A 22,245-nucleotide genomic window follows, 5' to 3' on the forward strand; every position below is an offset into this window, starting at 1 on the left:
TCAACCGGTGGCCACGGCTTGCCGGCCGCCCCGCGTGTGCCGTAGGGCTCATCCGACCACCGCGGCCCGCACACACAGGACGTCGGGCAGATGCGAGGCCAACTGCCGCCAGCTGTCGCCGTCGTCGGCCGACGCGAACACCTCGCCGTTGCGATTGCCGAAGTACACGCCCGCCGGGTCCGCGTCGTCCGTGCAGAGCGCGTCGCGCAGCACCGTGCCGTAGTGGTCCTCCTGCGGCAGGCCCGCCGTGAGCGGTTCCCAGCTCCTGCCCGCGTCCGACGTACGGAAGACCCGGCAGCGGCGGTCGGCGGGCACCCGGTCGGCGTCGGCGTTGATCGGGAACACGTACGCCGTGTCGCCTCGGGTCGGGTGCGCGGCGACGGCGAAGCCGAAGGTCGAGGGCAGGCCCGCGCCGATGTCCGTCCACCGCCCGCCCGCGTCGTCACTGCGGTAGACCCCCCAGTGGTTCTGGAGGTAGAGGCGGTCCGGATCCGCCGCGTCCCTGGCGACCTTGTGCACGCACTGGCCGAACTCCGGGTCGGGGTCCGGCAGGAAGACCGCGGAGACACCGGAGTTGGCGGGCGTCCAGCTCACGCCGCCGTCGGTCGTGCGGAACACCCCGGCGGTGGACACGGCCACGGTCACCGACCGCGGGTCGCGCGTGTCGGTGAGGACCGTGTGCAGGCCCTCCCCGCCGCCGCCCGGCACCCACTTCGAGCGGGTGGGGTGCTCCCAGAGCGGGCGGACCAGCTCGAAGCTCTCCCCGCGGTCCTGCGAGCGGTACAGCGCGGCCGGTTCGGTCCCCGCGTACACCACGTCCGGCTCGGCGGCCGCCGGATGCAGCTGCCACACCCGCTCGAGCGAGGCCCCGGTGTCCTGCGGGAACCTGACGGCGGGCGCGGCCGGTTCGGTCCAGGTCCGGCCGAGGTCGTCGGAGTGGAACACCGACGGGCCCCAGTGCGCGCTGTCGCCGCCGGCCAGCAGCCGCGGGCGGTCGCCCCGGGTGTCGATGGCCACCGAGTAGATCGCCTGTGCGTTGAAGTAGGGGGATTCGTCGAACTCCCATGAGCCACCTCGCCGACGCCCGACGAACAGGCCCTTGCGTGTGCCCACGGCGACCAGTGTCTCGGTCACGCCGATCACCTCCGATGTCGTCCTTGACGTCCTTGTCCCAGACACCGGCCAGTTTGCACCCCGCCACTGACAGTCACCTCCGGAAACGCCGTAGCCGCAGGTCGCAGCGGCAACGGCGGGCAGGGAGCGCAGAACATCGGCCACTTTCGCCGGGCCGTCCGCGCGGACCCGGGGCCCCTCGGACCGTCGGGACGGGGGACGACGACGGGTTCGGCCTGAGCATCGGGCCCTCCCGCACCGTATGGGAGGGCGGTCGGGGTGTTCGTGTGCTCGTGAGGAGGAAGCCTTCGATGGCGTTCCGTGGTCCGAAGGTGTGGCTGTGGCGCTGGCGGCGCAACCCGCTCCGGCGTCGCGCCGACGCGGTGGAGGCATGGGTCGTGCTCGGCGTGTGGGCGCTGACCGTGCTCGCCGGGGTGCTGGCGGGGTGGGCGACCGCCGGGGCCGTCGAACAGGGTCTGGCGCGGGAACGCGTCGAGTGGCGACCGCTCGAGGGGAGGCTGACCGAGCGGGCTCCCGGCAAGGCGGCCGTGAGCGGTTCCTCCAGCGGTGACCAGGTGTGGGCGAAGGTCGGCTGGACCGGGCCGGACGGGTCGGCGCACCACGGCCAGGTCCGGGTCGGACCCGGCAGCGCCGCAGGGACCCCGGTCACGGTGTGGACGGACCGGCAGGGCCGCCTGGTGACGAAACCGGCCACCGCCGCCCAGGCCGGACTGCGCGCCTCCCTGGTCGGCGGGGTGGCCGGAGTCGGCGCCGCCGTGCTTCCGCTTGCGGGCGGCCGCTTCCTGCGCAGCCGCATGGAACGCCGGCGCGTGGAGCAGTGGGACACCGACTGGGCGCGCTTCGACGCGCTGTGGGGACGCCCGACCGGCTGACCCGACCCGCGCCCGGGCGGCCGCAGGTCCGGCGGACCGGGCGTCGGCCAGCCGCCCTGCACCCGGGCGGTGTGCTCCTCGCGGGGTGCGCTCGGCGTCACCGGCGAGGAGGGGGAGCCGCTGACTGCCGACTCGGCGCCGAGCGCCGTCAGTTCGTGACGGGAAGGCTCCGGTCCAGGATTCCGTCGAGATCGGCGCCGTCCGGGAGGGTGCCGAAGGCGTACCCCCAGTCGCCGCCCAGCCGGGTCGCACAGAAGGCGTCCGCCACGGCGGGCGGGGCGTGCCGCACCAGGAGCGAGGCCTGGAGCGTGAGGGCCATCTGCTCCACCAGACGGCGGGCGCCGGACGGCGTCGCCCCGCCGAGCCCGGTCCGCAGCCGCGAGACGGCGGCGTCCAGGCGGGCGTCGGCCCCCTGGGCCAGGGCGAGTTCGGCGAACAGGGCGTCCGCCGTCGCCGGCTCCCGGGTCAACGCCCGCAGCACGTCGAGGGCGTTGACGTTGCCCGAGCCCTCCCAGATGGACAGCAGGGGGGCCTCGCGGTAGTACCGGGGCATCCCGGACTCCTCCACGTAGCCGTTGCCGCCCAGGCACTCCAGGGCCTCCGCGGTGAAGGCCGGACCCCGTTTGGTCACCCAGTACTTGCCCAGCGCGGTGGCGATCCGCCGGAAGGCCCGTTCCGTCCCCCGGTCGTCGTCCCCGCGCACCGCGCGGTCGGCCGCCCCGGCCAGTCGCAGGGTGAGCGTGGTGGCGGCCTCCGACTCCAGAGCGAGGTCGGCCAGCACATTGCGCATCAGCGGCTGGTCGAGCAGCCGCGCCCCGAACGCGGCACGGTGGCGCACATGGTGCCCCGCCTCGACGAGCGTCCTGCGCATCAGCGTCGCCGACATCATCACGCAGTCCAGCCGCGTGCAGTTGACCATCTCGATGATGGTCTTCACACCCTGCCCCTCGGGCCCGACCAGCCAGGCCACGGTCCCGTCGAACTCGGGCTCGCAGGACGCGTTGGAGCGGTTGCCGAGCTTGTCCTTCAGCCGCTGGATACGGAACGCGTTACGGGTGCCGTCGGGCAGCACCCGCGGCACGAGGAAGCACGAGAGTCCGTCCGGCGCCTGTGCCAGGACCAGGAAGACGTCGCACATCGGCGCCGAAGTGAACCACTTGTGGCCGCGCAGGGTGTACACACCGGGTTCCGCCGTCGGAAGGGCCGCCGTCGTGTTCGTCCGGACGTCGGAGCCGCCCTGCCTCTCGGTCATCCCCATGCCGGCGAGCAGCCCGCGCTTGCGCGTCGGCACCCGCAGCCCCGGGTCGTACTCCCGGCCGGTCAGCAGCGGCTCGTAGACGGCGGCGAGCTCCGGCCGGTGACGCAGTGCGGGGACGGCGGCGTAGGTCATCGACGTGGGGCAGCCGTGCCCGGCGTCCGTGTGCCCCCAGGCGAGGCCGCTCGCCGTGCGTGCCACGTGAGCGCCCGGCCGGTCGTCCGCCCATGGCGCGCCGGCCAGCCCTTCCGCGACCGCGACCCGCATCAGCTCGTGCCAGGCGGGGTGGAAGTCGACCTCGTCGACGCGGTGGCCGTACCGGTCGTGCGTGCGCAGTTCGGGTTCGTACCGGTTGGCCAGCTCGCCCCACTCCTGCGCCTCGGCTCCGCCCGCCAGCAGACCGATCCGGCGGACGTCCGGCTCCGCCCACCCGGCGCCCTCCCGCCGCAGGCCCTCCAGCAGGGCCGCATCGTCGGACGCGTCGTACGGAACCAGGGGCGGCGGCTGGTTGGTGACCGCGTGCGTGACGGTCGAGGGCACGGGCGACGAAGGGTGTTCGGCAGCCCGGGGCTCCGTCGGTTGCGGGGACTGCGGCTGGGCGGGTGTCTGGACCATGCCGATCATGTTGCACTTCCTCTACGGCTGTAGCAATAGTGCAACACGGTGGGCGCACTACAGTACGTCCTCATGCGGATGAACGTGCCGGCGCGGCCCGGCGAGGTCGACCTGCCACCGCTGTCCGCGCGGTCGGTGATCCTGAGCCTGCTGCTGGGCACGCATCCGCCCGAGCTCGCGGCGAAGGACCTGGTGCGCGGGGTGGAGCCGTTCGGTGTCGGCGGGTCGACCGTCAGGGCCGCACTCAGCCGGATGGTGACGGCGGGTGACCTGCGGCGGACGGACGGCGTCTACCGGCTCAGCGACCGGTTGCTGGAGCGCCGGCGCCGCCAGGACGAGGCCGTGCATCCGGACACGCGCGCGTGGGACGGCGGCTGGGAGATGGCCGTGGTCACCGCCACCGGCCGCGGCCCCGCCGAACGCGCCGAACTGCGCGCCCGGCTGAGCGCCCTCAGACTCGCCGAGCTCCGGGAGGGCGTCTGGCTGCGGCCCGCCAATCTGGGCCGCCCCTGGCCCACGGACCTCGGGAACGCCCTCCAGCACTTCACCGCCGACCCCGACACCCCCGGGCGCGACCTGGCCGCCCTGCTCTGGCCACTGGACGCGTGGGCGCGGACGGCCCGGGACCTGCTGGCCCACGTCGAGCGGTCCGCCCGGCCCCCCGACCGCTTCACGGCCCTCGCCGCGGTCGTACGGCACCTGCTTGCCGACCCGGTGCTGCCGGACGGTCTCCTCCCCGCCGACTGGCCCGGGCCGGCCCTGCGCACCACCTACGTGCACCATCGGCAGCGACTGACGGCGACCGCGCCGGTGGCGGACGCATAGGTGCGGCGGCCGTGCGAAGCGCCGTGCGGGGACGCTTCGTACGGCCGCCTTCTCACCGTGGGGGGCCGGAGGGGGGACTACTTGTAGGTGATGTCGGACGACGCGTACTTGCAGTAGGTGCCGTCCGCGTTGCTGCCGTTGGTGGTCGGTTCCTTGCCCGTGTTGTTCCCGATGTACTTCTGGCACGGGATGATCTTCTTGCTGCTGTCCCCGACGATGGTGATCTTCTTCAGGGTCGCGCTGTCGCCGTAGTTGGTGTTGATGCCGACGAGCCGACTGCCCTTGTACGTCGCCTCGATGGTGTTGAGGTTGATCGTGCGCTTGTACTGGCCGCTCTTGCAGTTGCCGCAACTGCGCACGAAGGTACCGAAGTTCTTCACGGCGAAGTTGGAGACGTTCAGCGTCCCGGCGCCGTTGAACTGGAACACCTTGTCGCTGGCTTCCTTCGCCCCGCCGCCGGAGACGGTGTAGACGTTGGACGACGAGGAGCCCAGGAAGGTCGCCGCGTCCTCGCCGACGTCCTCCCACCAGACGTTTTGCAGCGTGCAGCTGCCCAGGCAGTGGATGCCGTCGGCGGCGGGCGATCCGATGATGACGTTCTTCAGGACCGCGCCGGCCGCGAGTTCGAGGAGGGGGTCCTGGTCCTCGTTCTGACCGCCGGTGCCGAGGTCGCCGGCGCCGTAGAGGCGCTTCATCCCGTAGTCCTTCGTGCCCGAGACGGGGATGGTCGAGGTGACCGCCTGGCTGCCGTTGGCGGTGGGCCAGGTGGCGGCGCTCGCGGGGGTGAGCGCTCCACTGGTCATGATCATGCCAACCGTGAGGCCGACGGCGGCCAGTCCGCCGGTGAGGGCGCGCCCGCGGGTGCGTCCAGGTGCTGCCGAACTTGCTGGTGAAGCCATGTCCCGATGCCTTCTTCCAGGTGGGGGCGGATGGGTGAGGAGAGCGGATTCATGCATGTGAATTGCGTATGTGAAGCTGAACGGCATGCCGCAGCAGAGTGGCCATTTTCACGGGTTTCGCGAGCGGCTCGGTCACACTGCTGAACGGAACGTAGGGGGCAAGCGCTTTCTAGTCAACGCTTTGCGCAGAACACATCCGGCCACCCCGCCTGGCCTCGGCCAACCAGTAAGGGCTTGCGGACAGTTGGCGTGGGAGCGCTTCCATGGCGGGCGTGTGCATGCCACGATGCGATGCGGACCCTCACCTTCACGGCCTGTCGGAGAGAGGAGGACCGCCCGGCCCGCGCCGACTACCGAGCTGCCGCTTCGCGCTCGCGCACCTCACGTACGCCGTCCCCGAGCCGCTACCAGAAAGGGACAAGCACGTGTCGAACTCCCTCGGGAGAGCCCTGCGTTCGCTGTCGGGGGCATTGCTGCTCCTGCTCGCGGCCGCTCTCCTCACCGCCCCCGCCGCCTCCGCTGCCTCCGCCGGTCCGCGGGCTGCCCCAGCCGTCCCCGACGGCCCGCGGGCCGCCGCTCCGGTCCCCGCGGCCACCCTCACCGAGGTCACCGGCTTCGGCGCCAACCCCAGCAATCTCCAGATGTACGTGTACGCCCCGGCCGCCGTCACCGCCCATCCGCCGGTGCTCGTCGCCGTGCACTGGTGCGGAGGCTCCGGGCCCGCGATGTACTCCGGCACCGAATACGCGCAACTCGCGGACCGGTACGGCTTCCTGATCGTCTATCCGTCCGTCACCCGCAGCAGCAAGTGCTTCGACGTCTCCTCGCCCCAGGCGCTCAGGCGCGACGGCGGCAGTGACCCGGTGGGCGTGAAGTCGATGATCGACTGGGTGACCGCCGCCTACGCGGCCGACACCAGCCGCGTCTACGCCACCGGCATCTCCTCCGGCGCGATGATGACCAACGTCCTGCTCGGCGACTACCCCGACGTTTTCGCCGCCGGATCGGCCTTCTCCGGCGTCCCGTTCGGCTGCTTCGCCACCGCCGACGGCTCCGAGTGGAACAGCGCCTGCTCCGGCGGCACCGTGATCCGCACCCCCGGGGAGTGGGGCGACCTCGTCCGCGGCGCCTATCCCGGCTACACCGGTCCCCGGCCCCGTATGCAGGTGTGGCACGGCACCGAGGACGACGTGCTGCGCTACCCCAACTTCGGGGAGGAGATCAAGCAGTGGACCGATGTGCGGGGAGTGGGGCAGACTCCCGCCGCCACCGACTCGCCCGTGTCGGGCTGGACCCGCACCCGGTACGGCGGCACCGGTGACCAGGCTCCCGTGGAGGCCGTCAGCCTCCAGGGCGTCGGCCACAACCTGTACGCCTGGGGCATGGCCGCCCGCGTGCTCACCTTCTTCGGTCTGGACGCCTCCGGTCCCACTCCGCAGCCCCAGCCCGGGAGCTGCCGGGTGACCGCGACGACCAACGCCTGGAACACCGGCCTGACCGTCTCAGTGACCCTCACCAACACCGGCACCGCCACGGTCGACGGCTGGCGGCTCGGCTTCACCCTGCCCTCGGGCCAGACCATCACCAACGGCTGGGGCGCCACCTACGCGCCGGCCTCCGGGGCGGTGACGGCGACGAACGCGACGTACGACGGCAGAGTCGCCCCCGGCGCGAGCGTCACCATCGGCTACCAGGCGAACCACACCGGAAACAGTGCGGCACCCGGCTCCTTCACCCTCAACGGGACTGTGTGCAGCACGAGTTGACATGACGGAGGCGGTCGGTGGCGCCCTGCCTCCGGCCGCCACCGGACTGCCTCCGGCCGACGCCGGACGACCACTTCCCCCTGCCCGGGTTCCCCGCCCTGTCCTCGACGGGCCGCTCACCGCCGACCGCGACGGCTTCACGCCACTGCGACGGCTCGCACACGACCGCGACGGCTTCACGCCACTGCGGCGGCTCGCACACGACCGCGACGGCTTGCACGCCACTGCGGCGGCTCGCACACGACCGCGACGGCTTGCACGCGACCGGGCGGAGGGTCTGATCAGCGAGATCACCGGCGGGGTCCACGTGGACCGGTCCGGGCCGGTCCGGCGGCGGTCCGCAGTGCCGCCCAGTCCGCGAGCTTCACCACGCCCCGCCCCAGGGAGGCCCCAAGCTCCGCCTCCGCCCGTTCGATCGCCAGCCACCCCGCCCACTCGACGGGCTCGGCCCCCGCGGCCCGCAGCGACCCGAGCGGATCACCGGGCAGCTCCCGTCGTAGCAGGGCGGGGCCGTCGGCCAGCAGGGACGTCGCCGTCTCCTTGGCGCACGGCCGGTTGGTGCCGATGACGCCTGTGGGGCCCCGCTTGATCCAGCCGGCCACGTACTCGCCCGGCGCCACGGCGCCCTCCCGCAGGACCCGCCCGGCCAGGTGCGGCACCGTGCCCCGCTCCGGATCGAACGGCAGTCCCTCCAGCGGCACCCCGCGATAGCCCACCGACCGCAGCACCAACTGCGCCCCGATGTCCTCGTAACGGCCGGTGCCCGTCACCCCGCCGTGCCGGTCCGGCGCGGTCCGCTCGAAACGGACCGCGCCCACCCGGCCGTCGTATGCGAGCAGTGCCGCGGGCCGCAGGAAGAACCGCAGCCGGATCCGCCGCCGGGCGCCCCGGGCGGGCGCGGACGCCCACGCGCGCAGCACCTCCACGTTGCGCCGCTGCGCCGCCGGCAGGCCCGCGGAGTCGCCGTACGCCGGATCCAGTGCCAGTTCCGCCTCGTCCACGATGATCTCGGTGTCCGGCAGGCCACCCAGCTCACGCAGTTCCTTGGTGGTGAAACGGGCCTGGGACGGGCCGCGCCGCCCCACCATGTGGATCTCGGTGACCCCGCTCGAGGCGAGCGCGGTCAGCGCCGCCTCGGGCATGTCGGTCGGACTCAGCTCGGCCGCCCTGCGGGCCAGGATCCGGGTGACGTCGACCGCCACGTTCCCCAGGCCCACCACCACGGCCGAGCGGGCGCCCCGCAGGAAGCCGTCGTCGGCGGCGTCCGGATGGGCGCTGTACCAGGACACGAACTCCGTCGCCGACCAGCTCCCGGGCAGTTCCTCGCCGGGGACGCCGAGATGCCGGTCGGCCGCGGCGCCCACGCAGTACACGACCGCGTGGTACAGCTCGCGCAGCCGGGCCGGCGGCACCCCGTCCGTCCCGATCCTGATCCCGCCGAGGAAGCGCACCCGCTCGTGCTCGAGCACCGCGCGCAGGTTGTTCTGCAACGACTTGATCTTCTCGTGGTCGGGTGCGACGCCGTACCGCACGAGCCCGTACGGGCACGGCAGCCGGTCCAGGACGTCGACGAGCACCTCGGGGTCCTGCTGGACCAGACTCTGGGCGGTGTAGACCCCACTCGGCCCTGAGCCGACGACGGCGACACGCAGCACGGCGGAACTCCTTACCCAGGGGGACGGAGGAGATCGCTGGTCCGTCCAGCATGGCACCAGGACGGCCGCGCTGACAGGGTGCCGCGCGGACCCGGCGCCCACATGGCCGTCGCTGCGCAAAGTGATCAGTGGTCACTTTGCGTGAGGTGGCTCCGAGGCGTGCGGCGCGGCGGATGCCGAGGGCGTGGAAGGCGCGGGTGAGGCGGCTCGCGGGGTCGCCCCGGACGGCGTGTGGGAGGCGGCCGCCCCCGAGGGCGCCAGGGAGCCGCCGGGTCCCCGATGACGGGGCCGAGGGGCAAGCCCGCCGGCGAGGGGCCTCACTGCATCGCGCGCATCCGGGTGATCTCACTCGTCTGCTGCGCGATCACGTCGTCCGCCATCTCCTCGATCCGTACGTTGTTGCCGTGCGCCTTGACGTCCGTGGCCATGCTGAGGGCGCCCCCGTGATGAGTGATCATCAGGGTGAGGAAGAGCGCGTCGAACGCCTTGCCACGCGCTGCGCGGAGTTCGGTCAGCTGTGCCTCGGTGGCCATGCCGGGCATCGCCGTGTGCTCGTGCCCGCCGCTCGTCCCTTCCTCGCCGTAGGTCGCGAGCCAGGCTTGCATGGCCTTGATCTCCGGCCCCTGCCCGGCGCCGATCCGTGCCGCGAGCCCCTTGACGGACTTCGACTCTGCTTGCTGCGGGGCCAGTTCGGTCATCTTCAGGGCCTGGGCGTGATGCTGGATCATCATCCGGGCGTACGCCACGTCGGCGGAGTTGGGCGTGTCGTCGTCGACGCGCCGGCCTGCCGCGTCCTGCGCGGACAGGGTCCGGTTCGACTCGCCGGGCTTGCCCGGCACGATCACCGAAGGGCCGCTCGCCGCCCCGGACTTGGTGTCCGTCCCGGAGTCGCACCCCGTGAGCACGAGTGCGAGCAGCAGCGAAGCTGAGACGAGGGTCACGCGACGGACGAGCACAACGACCTCCTGTAGCGGGCGAGTTGGGAACGGGGTCCGTCCCTGTCCGAATCCTTGCACTGTGGATCGCGCTGACGGACGGAAAGATTCATTACGAGTGCGTTGCCAGCGCTTGATATGTGCATGATGAAGACGATACTTCGGAGCACCGCGAACCGTTCCTCGTGAACGGCTACAAGGGAGGACGCAGTGACCCTGTTGAACGACCTTCGAACGCGCCGCAGACGGCTGGGAGTCGCCGCCGCGTGCACGGGACTCCTGGCCGCGCTTCTGACGACCGTCCCAGCTGCCGCCACCCCCGACCCCGGGGACGGTCCCGCCGTCGAGCAGCGGGTGTCCCAGGACGCCCGGGCCGACGCGGCGGCGGCGATCGCCGACGGCGAGATACCGGGGCAGGACGCGATCGTCCACTCGAGCAACATCGAACACCTGGTGAACATCCCCAAGGACGCGCTGCCCGGCACCAACTCGGACCTCGCCTTCCAGGGCAAGTACGCCTTCGCCGGCAACTACGACGGCTTCCGCATCTTCGACATCAGCAATCCGAAGTCACCGAAGACGGTCGCCCAGGTGCTCTGCCCCGGCTCGCAGAACGACATCTCCGTCTCGGGCGACCTGCTCTTCCTGTCGACCGACTCCTCGCGCAGCGACAGCAGTTGCAACAGCACCACGCAGCCGGTGACCGAGAAGTCCTCCTGGGAGGGCATGAAGGTCTTCGACATCAGCGACAAGGCGAACCCGAAGTACGTCGCCGCCGTCGAGACCGCCTGCGGCTCGCACACCCACACCCTGGTGCCCGAGCGCAAGAACGTCTACGTCTACGTCTCCTCGTACTCGCCGAACGCCGCCTACCCGGACTGCCAGCCCCCGCACGACGGCATCTCGGTCATCAAGGTGCCGCGCAAGTCGCCGGAGAAGGCCGCGGTCGTGAGCTTCCCCGTCCTGTTCCCGGGGGAGGGGCCGGACGGCGGCGGCAACCCGGGCTCGCCCACCAACCCCGGGGTCTCCAAGACGACCGGCTGCCACGACATCACGGTCCTGCCCGACAAGGACCTGGCGGCGGGCGCCTGCATGGGTGACGGAATCCTCTTCTCCATCAAGGACCCGGAGCACCCGAAGGTCGTCGACCGGGTGCAGGACAACGTGAACTTCGCGTTCTGGCACTCGGCGACCTTCAACCAGAAGGCGGACAAGGTCGTGTTCACCGACGAGCTGGGCGGTGGCGGCGCCGCCACCTGCAACGCGGCGACCGGCCCGGACAAGGGCGCCGACGGCATCTACGACATCGTCGGCAAGGGGGACAAGCGCAAGCTCGTCTTCCGCAGCTACTACAAGATCCCCCGCCACCAGGCGGACACCGAGAACTGCGTGGCCCACAACGGCTCGCTGATCCCGGTCAAGGGCAAGGACATCATGGTGCAGGCCTGGTACCAGGGCGGTGTCTCCGTCTGGGACTTCACCGACTCCTCGAAGCCGAAGGAGATCGCCTACTTCGAGCGCGGTCCGCTGGACACCCAGGTGATGAGGACCGGCGGCTCCTGGTCGGCGTACTACTACAACGGGTACATCTACTCGAACGACATCGCCAAGGGCTTCGACGTGCTGAAGCTGAGCGACCGGCGCACGGACCCGGCGAAGCGCATCCACATGCGTGAGCTCAACGTCCAGACACAGCCGGACTACTTCGACTGATCGCCGGTCGGCGCCTCCGTCGCGAAGAACCGCGACAGATCGGTGTCGGTGGTCCCGCCGGTCGCCTCGGCGTCCGGCGGGACCCCCTGCTCCCAGTCGAGCCGGTAGCGCGCGAACAGTTCGGCGCGCAGCGTCGTGAGCGGCAGGGGCACGTTCGGCAGCACCATCGCGTAGACGGCTCCCATGAGCTGGGAACGCAGCATCGGGTAGTCGTGATCGACGTCCTGGGAACCGTGCCGGGCGGCGGTCTCCCGCAGCAGCTCCGCCAGCCGCTGCTGCTCCGGGCACTGTACGAAGCCCTCGGCCTGTAGCAGCCCCGCCATGTGCTGGCGCATCAGCACCGTACGGTCCCGGGCGAGCCCCAGGATGCCGTCGATGGCCCGAGCCATCCGCTCCCGGCCGTCCTCGGTGCGCGGCTCCCGCTCCAGCGCCTCTTCCAGCGTGCGGTGCATCAGCCGGTGCACGGCCGACTGGACCAGCTGACGCTTGCCGGGAAAGTAGTACGACACCAGACCGCGCGCCGAGCCGGCCCGGTCCGCGATGTCACCGAGCGTCGTCGCCTCGTAACCGCGCTCGCTCACGAGCTCCACCGCGGCCTGAAGCAGCCGCTCGCGGGAACGCCGCCGCAATTCTTCATTGACCGAGGCGCTGCGCGGGGACATTCTGTAACTCCTGCGTTGACTGGCTGGCAGCCAACTATACTCAGGACGTCCCGGTCGGGTTCCGTTTCGGAGCACGCCGGGTTGCCGCCTGCTCTGGGCGACGCGGGGGATCGTCCAGAGTGGGCGGCCGCGCCCCCGACAGTGGCCTGAGGCGACTGTCGGGGGACGGTGAGCCGAGTCCCCGAACCGTGGGGTCACCGTGCGGATCTCGCGGGCCCCGTGCTTCCCGCCCGCCTTGCCGGTCCGGCGGAGTCACCTCACGTGCGACACGTTCCACGCGAGCGGGAGATCGCTGTCGCAGAACACGCAGCCGAACACCTCCTCACGCACGACGTTGTTCTCCCCGCACCGCTCGCAGCGCCGGAACACCAGCGCGTGGGTGAAGCCGTCGGGACGGCCGATGCCGGCCCGGTCCAGGGCGGCGGCCACCGCCGGCCAGCAGTCGGGGTCCGGGCAGTAGCCGGTGGACTGGTTGCTGATCTCGTCGACGTGCGGTCCGTGCGGCGTGTGCCGGAACGAGATCTCGCCCGCGCCGAGGACGTCGGCGGCGCCCGCGCAGGCCACGTGCTCGCTGCGCCGGGGTGCGAGCCGCAGCAAGGCGTCGAGCCCGACGACGTACGTGATCGGCTCCCCGTCCGTCCCCGCCTCCGCCTGCGTCCACGTGTGCAGGTCCGCGGCGCAGCGGATCACCCTGCCGCCGGCGCCGGGAGCGACCGCCCGCCGTACGTCCTCCGGCCCCACGTAGCCATACCTGCGCCGGGACGCGGTCACGGATGCCGGCGCTGATGGGCCGCGATCGCCAGCGCCACCAGCATGGCGCCCAGCAGCCAGCCGCCGAGGACGTCGGAGGGCCAGTGCACACCGAGCCAGATCCGGGTCAGTCCCACGCCCACCACGGAGACCAGCGCCACCGCCAGCGCCGTACGCCACAGGACGGGGGAGGCGCCGTGCCGGTGCAGCAGCCACAGCAGGAGGCCGAACACCACCGTCGCGGTCAGCGCGTGTCCGGAGGGGTACGCCGCGTAGTGGGCGGAGTCGACCGGATCGGGCCAGACCGGACGGGCGCGGCCCACCCCGGCCTTGAGGGCCTGCTGGATCAGCGTGCCCATCGCGGAGGCGACGACCAGCCACCCGGCCGTCCACCAGTCCGCGTGCCGCCACACCAGCCACACGGCGACCGCGGCTCCCAGCAGACGCATGGTCAACGGGTCCCAGACCCAGTCCGTGAGGATGCGGCAGACCTGGGTGACGTCGGGGTCGGCGACCGCCCAGCGGTGGGTGGTGCGGGAGATGTCGCCGTCGACGGAGACCAGGGGGTGCCACGCGGCCGCGACCAGGACGAGGAGCAGCGCGGAGCACACCCCCAGAGCCAGGGCGGTCCGCAGCGTCGTGCGCACGGCCGAGGAGCGGGGCGGGGAGTCGACGGACGGGGTGTGCATGGGGAAATCCTCGCCGAACGGTGGTGCCGGAGGCGAACCCGGGTGGTGGGCCGGTCCGGGGCCCGGGGCCCAGGGCCCGGGGCCCCGGGCGCCGTACCGGATCGTCGAGGTTGCTCTTCCCCGTCCGGGGGGCCGCAGTCCTCGTCGCCGGAGGGCCGGCCGGGGTCCTGGGCCGGTTCCGCCCGCTCCGGTGCGGCTGCCTGCTCCCGCAACCCGGGCGTCGGTCTCGCGCCGTCGCTGATCGTGGACGAGGGATGGCACGCCCTCATCCCCCACACCGCCCTGTACGCCGATCTCTGCGAGCGGCCGGGCGGCGGCTTCGTCCACCATTTCCCGGGCTGTGACCCGACGAACGACGACCCGCCGATCCTCGACCGCACGCGCGAGAAGATCACCGAACTCGGGTGGGAGGCGGACCCGCAGCTGTGGGGGCCGCCGTCCGACGAGACGCTCGCGTCCGTGGCGGCGAAGTGCCAGCACTCCCCGGACTGCACCATCGTCATCACACCGAAGCCGAAGCCCGGCGGCGTGGTCCAGCCTCCCTGCTGATGGGAGGCGACATGGCCGAATGGATTGACCCGCGGTACGCGGAAACGCTGGCGGTGTGGAAGCGCACGCAGCAGCCTCGGTCCCGTGACCCGCAGCCGCAGCCCAAGCGGGTGTGTCTCGTCCCGCCCAAGGGCTGAGCACCAGCGGCCCGCTCGCTCTCGTACCCCAGGCGTCACGGAGGGCGGGCGGGAACCGCGGCCTCGGTCGGCGCCACCCGTCGCCGACCGGGGCCATTCCACGTCCGTCGCCGGGTCACAAGGGAACACCGACCTGCTCTCCCAGGGCGAGGACGTCCGCAGGCATCGTGTGCCATAGGCCCTCATCGCCCACCCCGCGGTACTGCCCTTCCGGCAGCTCCGGTGCGGGAGTGACCAACTGCCAGGGCAACCTGCCCGGCTCCCGGACCACGACGAGGACCGGGGCCGTCTCACAATCCAGCACCACGTACAACCACCAGTCCGGCCCGAGGTCGAGCATCGCCTTCCGCTGCCGGTCCAGGATCGAAACCGATGTGCGGCGCCCCCGCCTGCCCTTGACCTCGATCAACCGGGCGATCCCGCCGTCCGGTTCACACGACACCAAGTCACACGTGAAGCTGCGGGCACCAGGATGACGCGCTTGAGTCCACGCTCGAACTTTCCCGGAGAGGCCTGGACGCCAGCTGTCACCGACGTCGGTGACGTGGCGGCCCTGTGATTGCTCGTAGCGGATGGCCAGTTCAACGGCAGTGCGCTCAGTCGAGTTCATGACTCACAGCTCCATGTCGCGCCCGGCACATGTACCCTGCCTTCCACCCGAGCCCGCTGAGGAGCCGGGGCCCACCCCTTCCAGCAGTTGGCCATCAGGGGCACGTTTCCTCGAACTTGACCGCGCCGAACTCGACGGGCTGCCCGTTCAGCTTCGTCCCTGCCTTCGGAGTCTGGGTACACACCTTCCAGTTCGACTCCACGAGGATGAACCGGTCGTCTCCGGACACGTCGGTGACGGTGATCGAAATGCCCGAGTCGAGCGCCGCGCGGGCGGCCTTCACGGACTTGCCACCGAAGTCGGGCATCGTGCTACCGGCTGCCTCGGGGGCTTTCTCATCTGTGGCCGGGCAGGTCTCGTCGAGCTTTACGGCGCCGAAGTCGAGTTTGGTGTCCGTCGACACGGTCTTGCCGGCCATGACGTTTTGAGAGCAGACCTTCCAGTTCCGGTCGAGGGCCTGCATGCGGTCGCGGCCGAGAGAGTCGTGCGAGGCCAGACTGAAGAATCCGGCGGCCTGGGCGGTGTCTTGGGCGGATTGGAGGCCCATGCCGACGAAGCTGGGGATCGGCTTCATCTCGGTCTTGCTGCTGGCCGTGTCGTCGGTTTTGGCCGTTGCGGTGGCGGGGGTGTCGGTTGTGGCCGTCGTGCTGCCGGTGTTGGTGCTGTTGTCGTCGCAGGCTGATCCGAGGCCGCCGATGACGAGTACGCCTGCGGTGATGCCGCCGATAAGTTTCCAGTTGGCCATGATTGCCCCCCAGTTGGTACAGGTTGTGATACCGCGTGAGGGTAGAGGCAGCAGTGTGACCGTGTGCCCTGCGTGACGGTGCTGTAATCCGAATGGACGGATGCAGGCGAGTGGATGCGCCGACGTCGACCAGCCCTTGAACCATCACTCGATCGTGGTCACAAGCCGGTGACGCGCTCCTCACGCGGTGCTCACAAGCCACCGAGGAGGCAGCCGGGCGCATTCGGCGGGCGGCAAACTTGCGACGCGGGCTTCTGCCAGCTGTCGGCGTGGAGAGGAGCGTTCAGCATCGACCCCCACGGCGCCGCAGCCTTCCTGCGCGGCAGGGTCTCGCCAACGAGGGGCCCGTTCAGCCGAGTGCGCGCAGTGCGGGCACCAGGGTCACCAGTACCGGGATCGCCGGTACGAGTGAGGCCGCCGCCGTCAGGCGTAGCCTGCGGGCCGCGGTGAGCCGGCCGGGCGGCGTGAGCAACCGGTGCACGCGGTGCGGGACATGGGCCTGCGGGGCGGGGGAGGGGCCGAACACCCCCCGGTCCTCGTTGAGTTCGACCAGCGCCAGCGCGGTCGTCAGCCGGCCGAAGCGGCGGGAGGCCATGTCGTCGGCCGACAGCTCGACCAGCCGGTGCATCTCGTCGCGGAACGCGGCGAACACCGGCACCTGCGGAAACCCGGTGGCCAGCGCCGCCGAGCAGTGCAACAGCCAGTCGTGACGCGCCTGGACGTGCCCCTGCTCGTGCGCGAGCACGGCGTCGAGCTGGCGCCCCTTCAGTCGCCGCAGCGCGGCCGTGGTGACCACCAGCCGAGGCGCCGCACCCGCCAGCCACCAGGCGTCGGCCCGCTCGGCCTCCAGTACGAGCAACCGTCCCGGCATCGGGTCCTCACCCGGCAACAGCGGTGCGCGGGCACTGAGTTCGGCATGCCGGGTGCGGCGTCCGGCCCGGCTCCGCAGGACCTCCCGCACGAGCATGGCCCCGGTCCACAGCCCGCCGCACGCGAGTGCCACCGCGGTCGCCGCGGCCCAGGGGCCTGTCGTGCCCAGCGCGTACGCCTCCACCACCGAGCGCGGGGCCGGCGCGAAGACATGACCGCGCACCGCCTGCCAGGCCGCCGCCGCGCTGAGCGTCATCGAGAACACGCAGCACAGCAGCACCGCGGCCACGACGCACTGCCACGCCCACAGGGCGATCACCGGTTCGCGGTCCGGCCAGTCGGCCCGGGCGATCAACTGGGGGGCGATCACGGCGGTCAGGGCACCGAGCAGCAGCAGTACCGCGGGGACCATCATGAGCAGCAGCCTATGAGCGGCGTACCGCTCGGGGGTACGGCTTCCCGGCGTGAAGTGACGCAGGCCACGCCCGGCCCGTGTTCACAGGGCAAGGAGCATGGCCAGCATCCCGATCCCCATCGACAGCCGGCATGCCCGCGACACTTCGGGCCGGTCGCTCCAGGCGACGGCCGCGGCACCCGCCCCGGCCACCGGCAGCAGCCGGACCCCGGAGAGCAGGACGTACCCGGCGAAGTACAGGAGCAGCACCCCCGTCAGCACGGGGACGCCTGAGCCGCCGTGCCCGTGCGTGTGCGCGGGGGCTGCGGCCATCGCGGCCGCCATGTAGGCCATGGCCCCGGCCCCCACCAGATGGTGCAGGTGGTGGGCGCTCGCGCGAGCCGCCCACAGGGCCCGCAGCGCGGCCCCCGCGAAGACGGCCGCGAACGCGGGCCAGACCCACGACGGCAGGGTGAACGCGGCCGGGGGCACGGCCATCGCGGCCATTCCGAAGCCCATCAGCGCCTCGCCGCCCGCAGCCCTGCGCTGTTCCTCGACCTTGCTGCGCATCCGCAGCAGACAGTAGGCGCCGGTCGCCGCACACAGCGCCACCAGCAGCCAGCCGGGCGAAGCCGGTCCGTGCACGCGCACCTCCCCGCTCGACGTCCGCAATCGAGGATTGCGATGCCCATCGGGGATCCTGCGCACGCGGGCGCAAGGGTGTACACGGGGAGCGTTCGGCGGGGCACGAGATGATTCACGAGTAAAACACATGCTAAATTGATGGATATGAGCAGTGCGAGCCCTCAGCGCCCCGACCACGGACCCGGCGTGCGGTCCCGCCGCGGATCCCGCCTCGAACCGGCTGGTGAACCCGGTCGGGCCGCTCGCGCGCCGGGTCGCCGGCCGCGTCCCGACTCCCGCTCGCCGGTGTGCTGCGCCTCGGCCGCCCCTCCGACATCTGGTTCAAGCCCGCTCTGAGCGTGCTCGCCGCGGTCGCCCCGCCGAACCTGATCCTGCTGGCCCTGGGACGGCTGGATCTGGCGATGTACACCATGGCGGGGTCCCTGTGCGCGCTGTACGCCCACAACCGCCCCTACCCGGCCCGGGCCAAGGTCCTGGCATGGGTGGTGCTGGGCATGACCGGTGGCCTGGCCGTCGCCCTGCTCACGGCCTCGCTCACCACCGACGCCGTCGCCCTGGTCACCGTCGGTGCCCTCCTCGCGGCCGCGCAGAAGGTCCTCTGCGACGCGACGCGCCTCGGCCCGCCCGGCAACGTCGTCCTCACCTTCATCAGCTCCGCCGCGCTGTTCGTCCCCCAGACCCCCGGGCAGGTGCCCGGCCGTCTGGGACTCGCGCTCGCCGCCGGCGCCTGGGCCTGGCTGATCGGCATGGCGCCCGCACTGGTGCGGCCGCACGGCCCCGAGCGCCGCGCCACCGCCCACGCCCTGACCGCGGCCGCGGCGTACGCCGCGACGGACGGCGTCGGCGACCACCACGTCCGGACCCGCGCCGCCGCGGCCGCCGCCGTGCACACCGCCTGGCAGACCCTCCTGTCGGCCCGCCCGACGCAGACCCGCCGGGCCCTGGAACGACTCGTCGTGCGTGCCGAGATCGCCCTCGCCGCCCCCGCCGACACCGACCCGACACGGTTGCGCGGCTGGGCCCGGCGGCTGCGGGGCACCGGCCCGGTCCTGCATCCGGGCGATCTCGTGGACGACGACGAGCTCCTCGGCGTCGACGCCGAAGTCGCCGCCGCGGCGCCGCCGCCATGGCTGCGACTCGGCGCCCTCGCCCCGATCGCCACACGCACCGCACTCGGCTGCGCCTTCGCCGGCTACGTCTCCCTCGCCCTCGGCGTGGGCCGGCCCTACTGGGCCCTGGTCACCGCCGCGTCCCTGTACCAGGCGAACGTCACGCTCACCTGGAGGCGCGCGGTCCAGCGCGTCGTCGGCAACCTGGTCGGCGTCCTCGCCTTCGCCGCGCTGGTCCCGTTGACCCGTCTCACCCAGGCGGCGCTCGTGCTGGTGTGCCTCGTGCTGAACTTCGGCGCCGAAGCGCTGATCAGCCGCAACTACTGGCTCGGCAGCGTCTGTGTGACCCCGATGGCGCTGCTCGTCACCGAGTTCGCGCGGGCCCAGGACTCCGGGCGACTGATCACCGACCGGCTCGCGGACACCTTTGTCGGCGCCGTCGTCGGCTTCGTCGCCGCGGTCGTCGTCACCGACCGAAGGGCCGGCGACCGCCTCGGACACGCCCTGACGGCCGTCGAACGGAAGCGGGAGCAGACCGCCCGCCTCCTGGCGGAGCCGTGCCCCGCCCCCGGCACCCTGGAGTCCGCCCGGCGCGGTCTCGCCGCCGCGCTGGTCGACCTGCGTGCCACCGCCGACGCCGCGTCCGGCGAGTGGTGGCAGCGGGCGCTGCCCGAGGAGCGGGTCGTGGCGGCCGAACAGTGCGGACACCGTACGCTCGCGGCGACGGTACGGCGCCAGGGGCTGCTCCTGGACCGGAACGCGACCACCGAGGAGGACGTACGGCGATGACGGCGACGCAGGGACGGGTGGCGGCCGGGACCGGATCGAACGGGCCGGACGACGCGGGTGAGGCCGACCGGACGGGCACGGGCGACCCGGCACGCAGCGACACGGTCGCCGCGGTCGTACGGCAGTGGCAGACCGTGCGGCCCGACCTGGACACCGGCCCGATGGAGATCATCGGCCGCGTCAACCGCTGTGCCGCCCTCCTCCAGCAGGCGGAGGACGCTCCGCTGCGCCGAGCCGGACTGAGCCGTGCCGAGTTCGACCTGCTGGGCGCGCTGCGCCGCACCGGCCACGAGCTGACTCCCGGGGAACTGGCCCGCGAGACCTTCTCCTCGGGGGCGGCCGTCACCAAGCGTCTCAAGCAGCTCACCGAACGCGGCCTGGTGGACCGCCGCGTCGACACCCGGGACCGACGGGTCGCGCACCTGCGCCTCACGGACACCGGGCGTGACCTCGTCGACGGGCTCATGCCCGAGCAACTCACCTACGAGAGTGCCGTGCTCTCCGCCCTGGACGACGGTCGGCAGGGTGAACTGGCCGACCTGCTGGGCGAGTTGCTGAGCCGGCTGGAGGGGCACATGCGGGCGCTGCGCGTCTGAGCGCCCGGCCGGCGCGGCTGTCCGCGGCGACACCGGCGCGGCTGCGGACGACGCGGCCCGTCGCCGCGCGTCCCCACGTTCACTTCTCGTCCGCCGCCCGGTACACGCCGAACACCGCGCCCTGGGGGTCCCGCAGCAGGGCGATCCGCGGACCGTCCGGTACCGAGGTCGGTTCCATGAGGGCGGTGCCGCCCGCGGCCACCGCCGTCGACGTGGACGCGTCCACGTCCGCCACCGCGAAGTACGGCAGCCAGTGCGGGGGCACCTCGGGCGGGAACTTCTCGTCCATCGCGATCATGCCGCCGAAGTCGGCGCCGCCGACACCCCAGTGGACGTAGTTCTCCGAGGAGCCGACGGTCCAGCCGAACACCGTCGTGTAGAAGGACTCCGCCCGGCCGGGGTCACGGGTCAGCAGCTCGACCCAGCCGAGCGAGCCGGGCGCGTTGAACAGCCCTGCGCCCGGGAAGGCCCGCGCCTGCCACAGCTGGAACGCGGCGCCGCCCGGATCGAGGGCGACCGCGAAGCGGCCCGCGTCGAAGACGTCCATCGGGCCGACCAGCACCGTGCCGCCGGCCTCCGTGAGCAGCCGGGCGCTGACATCGGCGTCGGTCACCGCGAACGACACGTTCCAGGCGCACGGCTGTGCTTCCTGGTACAGGGGACTGAGGGCGGCGACAGCCGCGCCGTCGAGATGCGCGACCGTGTAGCCGCCCGCCTCCTGGCGCGGATCCGTCTGCGCGCGCCAGCCGAACAGCTCCGCGTAGAACCGCTTCGCCGCCTCCAGGTCACCGGTCCCCAGCTCGGCCCAGCAGGGCCCGCCGGGCACGGGCGCGTCGAGCTTCATGGCTGTTCCTTCCGAAAGGGACCCCTTTCAGCACGCTATGCCCGGGCCCGGTCCGTGGCATCCGGTGGCAGCACGACCCGCAGGCCCGTCCCGGGCGGCCCGTCGCGGCCGGCTCGCTCAGATCCCCGGCCGGTACCGGATCGGGTGGTCCGCCGGTACCTCGACCAGGACGATCGGTGTGCCGTCCGGATCGGCGATCCACATCTCGAGCAGCCCCCAGGGCTCGCGCACCGGTGGCCGGACGACCGTCACGCCCTTGGCCCGCAGTTCGTCGTGCGCCGCCGCCACGTCCGCCACCTGGAGCCACAGCCGTACGGCGGGTTCCGGCGTGGTCCGCGAGCGGCCCGAGACCTCCAGGAAGCCGCCGCCGAGGAAGTAGACGACCCCGCGCTCGGGCCCCGTCCCGAACTCGCGGTAGACGCCCAGACCCAGCTGCTCCCCGTAGAAGGCGCGGGAACGTTCGGGGTCGGTCGGTCGGAGCAGGGTCCTGCTGCTGAGTACGTGCACCATGCATCCGGAGCGTACCGGCGAAGGGTCTACGCTTCTCGTGCCCCAGCCGAGTCAGACACCGGAGACCACCCGCATGGACACCGCCGCCGCCTTCACCTTCCGAGACGCCACCGATGCCGACGTGGACGCGCTCGTCGCCCTCATCGAGTCGGCCTACCGGGGGGAGTCCAGCCGGGCAGGGTGGACGACGGAGGCGGACATCCTCCAGGGGCAGAGGACCGACCCCGACGGTGTGCTCGCGGTCATCAAGGCGCCGGACAGCCGGCTGCTCACGGTCGAGCAGCAGGGCCGGATCGTCGCCTGCTGCCAGCTCGAACAACGCGACGGACACGCCTACTTCGGCATGTTCGCCGTAAGCCCCGCGGTCCAGGGGGCCGGCCTCGGCAGGACGGTCATGGCCGAGGCCGAGCGGCAGGCCCGCGAGATCTGGGGTGTCACCGAGATGCACATGACCGTGATCTCCGTACGCGAGGACCTCATAGCCTGGTACGAGCGGCGCGGCTACCGCCGTACCGGCCGCATGACCCCGTTCCCCTACGGCGACGAGCGCTTCGGCATCCCGCAGCGCGACGACCTGGAGTTCGAGCTGCTGGTGAAGGAGCTGGTCTGACCACCAGGACCGCACCTGCGCGGCGCACACCCGCGCCGTGAGGCTGCGTGCCGTGAGGTGGTGTGCG

The 22,245-nt window shown here is 72.2% G+C and carries 23 protein-coding genes; 9 read left to right on the forward strand and 14 right to left on the reverse strand.

Features of this window, described 5'->3' with window-relative positions; all coding sequences use genetic code 11:
• Nucleotides 1-48 precede the first annotated feature (48 nt).
• Nucleotides 49-1,134 carry a WD40/YVTN/BNR-like repeat-containing protein gene (locus OHS71_RS35905; protein ID WP_328483478.1) on the reverse strand — a complete coding sequence of 362 codons (1,086 nt, stop codon included), beginning with the start codon at nucleotides 1,132-1,134 and terminating at the stop codon, nucleotides 49-51.
• A gap of 290 nt (nucleotides 1,135-1,424) precedes the next feature.
• Here OHS71_RS35905 and OHS71_RS35910 point away from each other — a divergent pair, with 290 nt between their 5' ends.
• Nucleotides 1,425-2,006, forward strand: a complete 582-nt coding sequence (locus OHS71_RS35910; protein WP_328483479.1) for an Rv1733c family protein — start codon at nucleotides 1,425-1,427, stop codon at nucleotides 2,004-2,006.
• Between the two features lie 148 nt (nucleotides 2,007-2,154).
• Here the strand turns inward: OHS71_RS35910 and OHS71_RS35915 are convergent, their stop codons facing one another.
• Nucleotides 2,155-3,885 (reverse strand): acyl-CoA dehydrogenase family protein, encoded by a 1,731-nt coding sequence (locus OHS71_RS35915; protein ID WP_443047124.1) that lies wholly within the window; start codon nucleotides 3,883-3,885, stop codon nucleotides 2,155-2,157.
• Between the two features lie 63 nt (nucleotides 3,886-3,948).
• Between OHS71_RS35915 and OHS71_RS35920 the strand changes: the two genes are divergently transcribed.
• Nucleotides 3,949-4,701, forward strand: a complete 753-nt coding sequence (locus OHS71_RS35920) for a PaaX family transcriptional regulator C-terminal domain-containing protein (protein WP_328483480.1) — start codon at nucleotides 3,949-3,951, stop codon at nucleotides 4,699-4,701.
• Between the two features lie 77 nt (nucleotides 4,702-4,778).
• On the opposite strand, the gene OHS71_RS35925 is transcribed toward OHS71_RS35920, so the two are convergent.
• A complete protein-coding gene (locus tag OHS71_RS35925; RefSeq protein WP_328483481.1) occupies nucleotides 4,779-5,600 on the reverse strand; it encodes a pectate lyase in 822 nt (273 codons plus the stop codon).
• Nucleotides 5,601-6,025: 425 nt separating this feature from the next.
• On the opposite strand from OHS71_RS35925, the gene OHS71_RS35930 reads away from it, so the two are divergent.
• Nucleotides 6,026-7,366, forward strand: a complete 1,341-nt coding sequence (locus OHS71_RS35930) for an extracellular catalytic domain type 1 short-chain-length polyhydroxyalkanoate depolymerase (RefSeq protein ID WP_328483482.1) — start codon at nucleotides 6,026-6,028, stop codon at nucleotides 7,364-7,366.
• A gap of 290 nt (nucleotides 7,367-7,656) precedes the next feature.
• Here the strand turns inward: OHS71_RS35930 and OHS71_RS35935 are convergent, their stop codons facing one another.
• Both OHS71_RS35935 and OHS71_RS35940 read right to left on the reverse strand, forming a co-directional pair.
• Nucleotides 7,657-9,021, reverse strand: a complete 1,365-nt coding sequence (locus OHS71_RS35935) for an FAD-dependent oxidoreductase (RefSeq protein ID WP_328483483.1) — start codon at nucleotides 9,019-9,021, stop codon at nucleotides 7,657-7,659.
• Between the two features lie 317 nt (nucleotides 9,022-9,338).
• Nucleotides 9,339-9,977, reverse strand: coding sequence for a DUF305 domain-containing protein (locus OHS71_RS35940; RefSeq protein ID WP_328483484.1), 639 nt, complete (start codon nucleotides 9,975-9,977; stop codon nucleotides 9,339-9,341).
• Between the two features lie 189 nt (nucleotides 9,978-10,166).
• Between OHS71_RS35940 and OHS71_RS35945 the strand changes: the two genes are divergently transcribed.
• A complete protein-coding gene (locus OHS71_RS35945; protein ID WP_328483485.1) occupies nucleotides 10,167-11,669 on the forward strand; it encodes an LVIVD repeat-containing protein in 1,503 nt (500 codons plus the stop codon).
• On the opposite strand, the gene OHS71_RS35950 is transcribed toward OHS71_RS35945, so the two are convergent.
• From OHS71_RS35950 to OHS71_RS35960, 3 genes are all read right to left on the reverse strand, one after another.
• Nucleotides 11,657-12,331, reverse strand: a complete 675-nt coding sequence (locus OHS71_RS35950; protein WP_328483486.1) for a TetR/AcrR family transcriptional regulator — start codon at nucleotides 12,329-12,331, stop codon at nucleotides 11,657-11,659. The genes OHS71_RS35945 and OHS71_RS35950 overlap by 13 nt on opposite strands.
• Before the next feature lie 252 nt (nucleotides 12,332-12,583).
• Entirely contained in the window at nucleotides 12,584-13,072 is a 489-nt protein-coding gene (locus OHS71_RS35955; RefSeq protein WP_328483487.1) for a hypothetical protein, read from the reverse strand.
• 26 nt (nucleotides 13,073-13,098) lie between these two features.
• Nucleotides 13,099-13,770 (reverse strand): phosphatase PAP2 family protein, encoded by a 672-nt coding sequence (locus OHS71_RS35960; RefSeq protein ID WP_328483488.1) that lies wholly within the window; start codon nucleotides 13,768-13,770, stop codon nucleotides 13,099-13,101.
• Between the two features lie 243 nt (nucleotides 13,771-14,013).
• On the opposite strand from OHS71_RS35960, the gene OHS71_RS35965 reads away from it, so the two are divergent.
• Nucleotides 14,014-14,319, forward strand: coding sequence for a hypothetical protein (locus OHS71_RS35965; RefSeq protein WP_328483489.1), 306 nt, complete (start codon nucleotides 14,014-14,016; stop codon nucleotides 14,317-14,319).
• Between the two features lie 11 nt (nucleotides 14,320-14,330).
• A complete protein-coding gene (locus OHS71_RS35970) occupies nucleotides 14,331-14,456 on the forward strand; it encodes a hypothetical protein (protein ID WP_328483490.1) in 126 nt (41 codons plus the stop codon).
• Nucleotides 14,457-14,571: 115 nt separating this feature from the next.
• Here the strand turns inward: OHS71_RS35970 and OHS71_RS35975 are convergent, their stop codons facing one another.
• The 4 genes from OHS71_RS35975 to OHS71_RS35990 form a co-directional block, all read right to left on the reverse strand.
• Nucleotides 14,572-15,066 (reverse strand): DUF3883 domain-containing protein, encoded by a 495-nt coding sequence (locus OHS71_RS35975; protein WP_328483491.1) that lies wholly within the window; start codon nucleotides 15,064-15,066, stop codon nucleotides 14,572-14,574.
• Between the two features lie 94 nt (nucleotides 15,067-15,160).
• On the reverse strand, nucleotides 15,161-15,811 hold the full coding sequence (locus OHS71_RS35980) for a PASTA domain-containing protein (RefSeq protein WP_328483492.1): 651 nt from the start codon (nucleotides 15,809-15,811) through the stop codon (nucleotides 15,161-15,163).
• 349 nt (nucleotides 15,812-16,160) lie between these two features.
• A complete protein-coding gene (locus OHS71_RS35985) occupies nucleotides 16,161-17,096 on the reverse strand; it encodes a M56 family metallopeptidase (protein WP_328483493.1) in 936 nt (311 codons plus the stop codon).
• Nucleotides 17,097-17,177: 81 nt separating this feature from the next.
• The gene (locus tag OHS71_RS35990) at nucleotides 17,178-17,720 is read right to left on the reverse strand and encodes a DUF5134 domain-containing protein (protein WP_328483494.1); all 543 of its coding nucleotides are present in this window, start codon (nucleotides 17,718-17,720) and stop codon (nucleotides 17,178-17,180) included.
• Between the two features lie 287 nt (nucleotides 17,721-18,007).
• Here OHS71_RS35990 and OHS71_RS35995 point away from each other — a divergent pair, with 287 nt between their 5' ends.
• Together OHS71_RS35995 and OHS71_RS36000 are read left to right on the forward strand one after the other, a co-directional pair.
• Nucleotides 18,008-19,618: an FUSC family protein gene (locus OHS71_RS35995; protein ID WP_328483495.1), complete on the forward strand. Its 1,611-nt coding sequence runs from the start codon at nucleotides 18,008-18,010 to the stop codon at nucleotides 19,616-19,618.
• Nucleotides 19,615-20,214 carry a MarR family winged helix-turn-helix transcriptional regulator gene (locus OHS71_RS36000; protein WP_328483496.1) on the forward strand — a complete coding sequence of 200 codons (600 nt, stop codon included), beginning with the start codon at nucleotides 19,615-19,617 and terminating at the stop codon, nucleotides 20,212-20,214. Before OHS71_RS35995 ends, OHS71_RS36000 begins: the two co-directional genes overlap by 4 nt.
• A 79-nt stretch (nucleotides 20,215-20,293) precedes the next feature.
• Here OHS71_RS36000 and OHS71_RS36005 read toward each other — a convergent pair whose 3' ends face one another.
• Both OHS71_RS36005 and OHS71_RS36010 read right to left on the reverse strand, forming a co-directional pair.
• Nucleotides 20,294-21,058 carry a VOC family protein gene (locus OHS71_RS36005; protein WP_328483497.1) on the reverse strand — a complete coding sequence of 255 codons (765 nt, stop codon included), beginning with the start codon at nucleotides 21,056-21,058 and terminating at the stop codon, nucleotides 20,294-20,296.
• 117 nt (nucleotides 21,059-21,175) lie between these two features.
• Entirely contained in the window at nucleotides 21,176-21,568 is a 393-nt protein-coding gene (locus tag OHS71_RS36010; protein ID WP_328483498.1) for a VOC family protein, read from the reverse strand.
• Between the two features lie 73 nt (nucleotides 21,569-21,641).
• Here OHS71_RS36010 and OHS71_RS36015 point away from each other — a divergent pair, with 73 nt between their 5' ends.
• Entirely contained in the window at nucleotides 21,642-22,178 is a 537-nt protein-coding gene (locus OHS71_RS36015; protein WP_328484760.1) for a GNAT family N-acetyltransferase, read from the forward strand.
• Nucleotides 22,179-22,245: the final 67 nt, after the last annotated feature.

Origin of the sequence: Streptomyces sp. NBC_00377, assembly GCF_036075115.1 — a bacterium.
GTDB lineage: Bacteria > Actinomycetota > Actinomycetes > Streptomycetales > Streptomycetaceae > Streptomyces.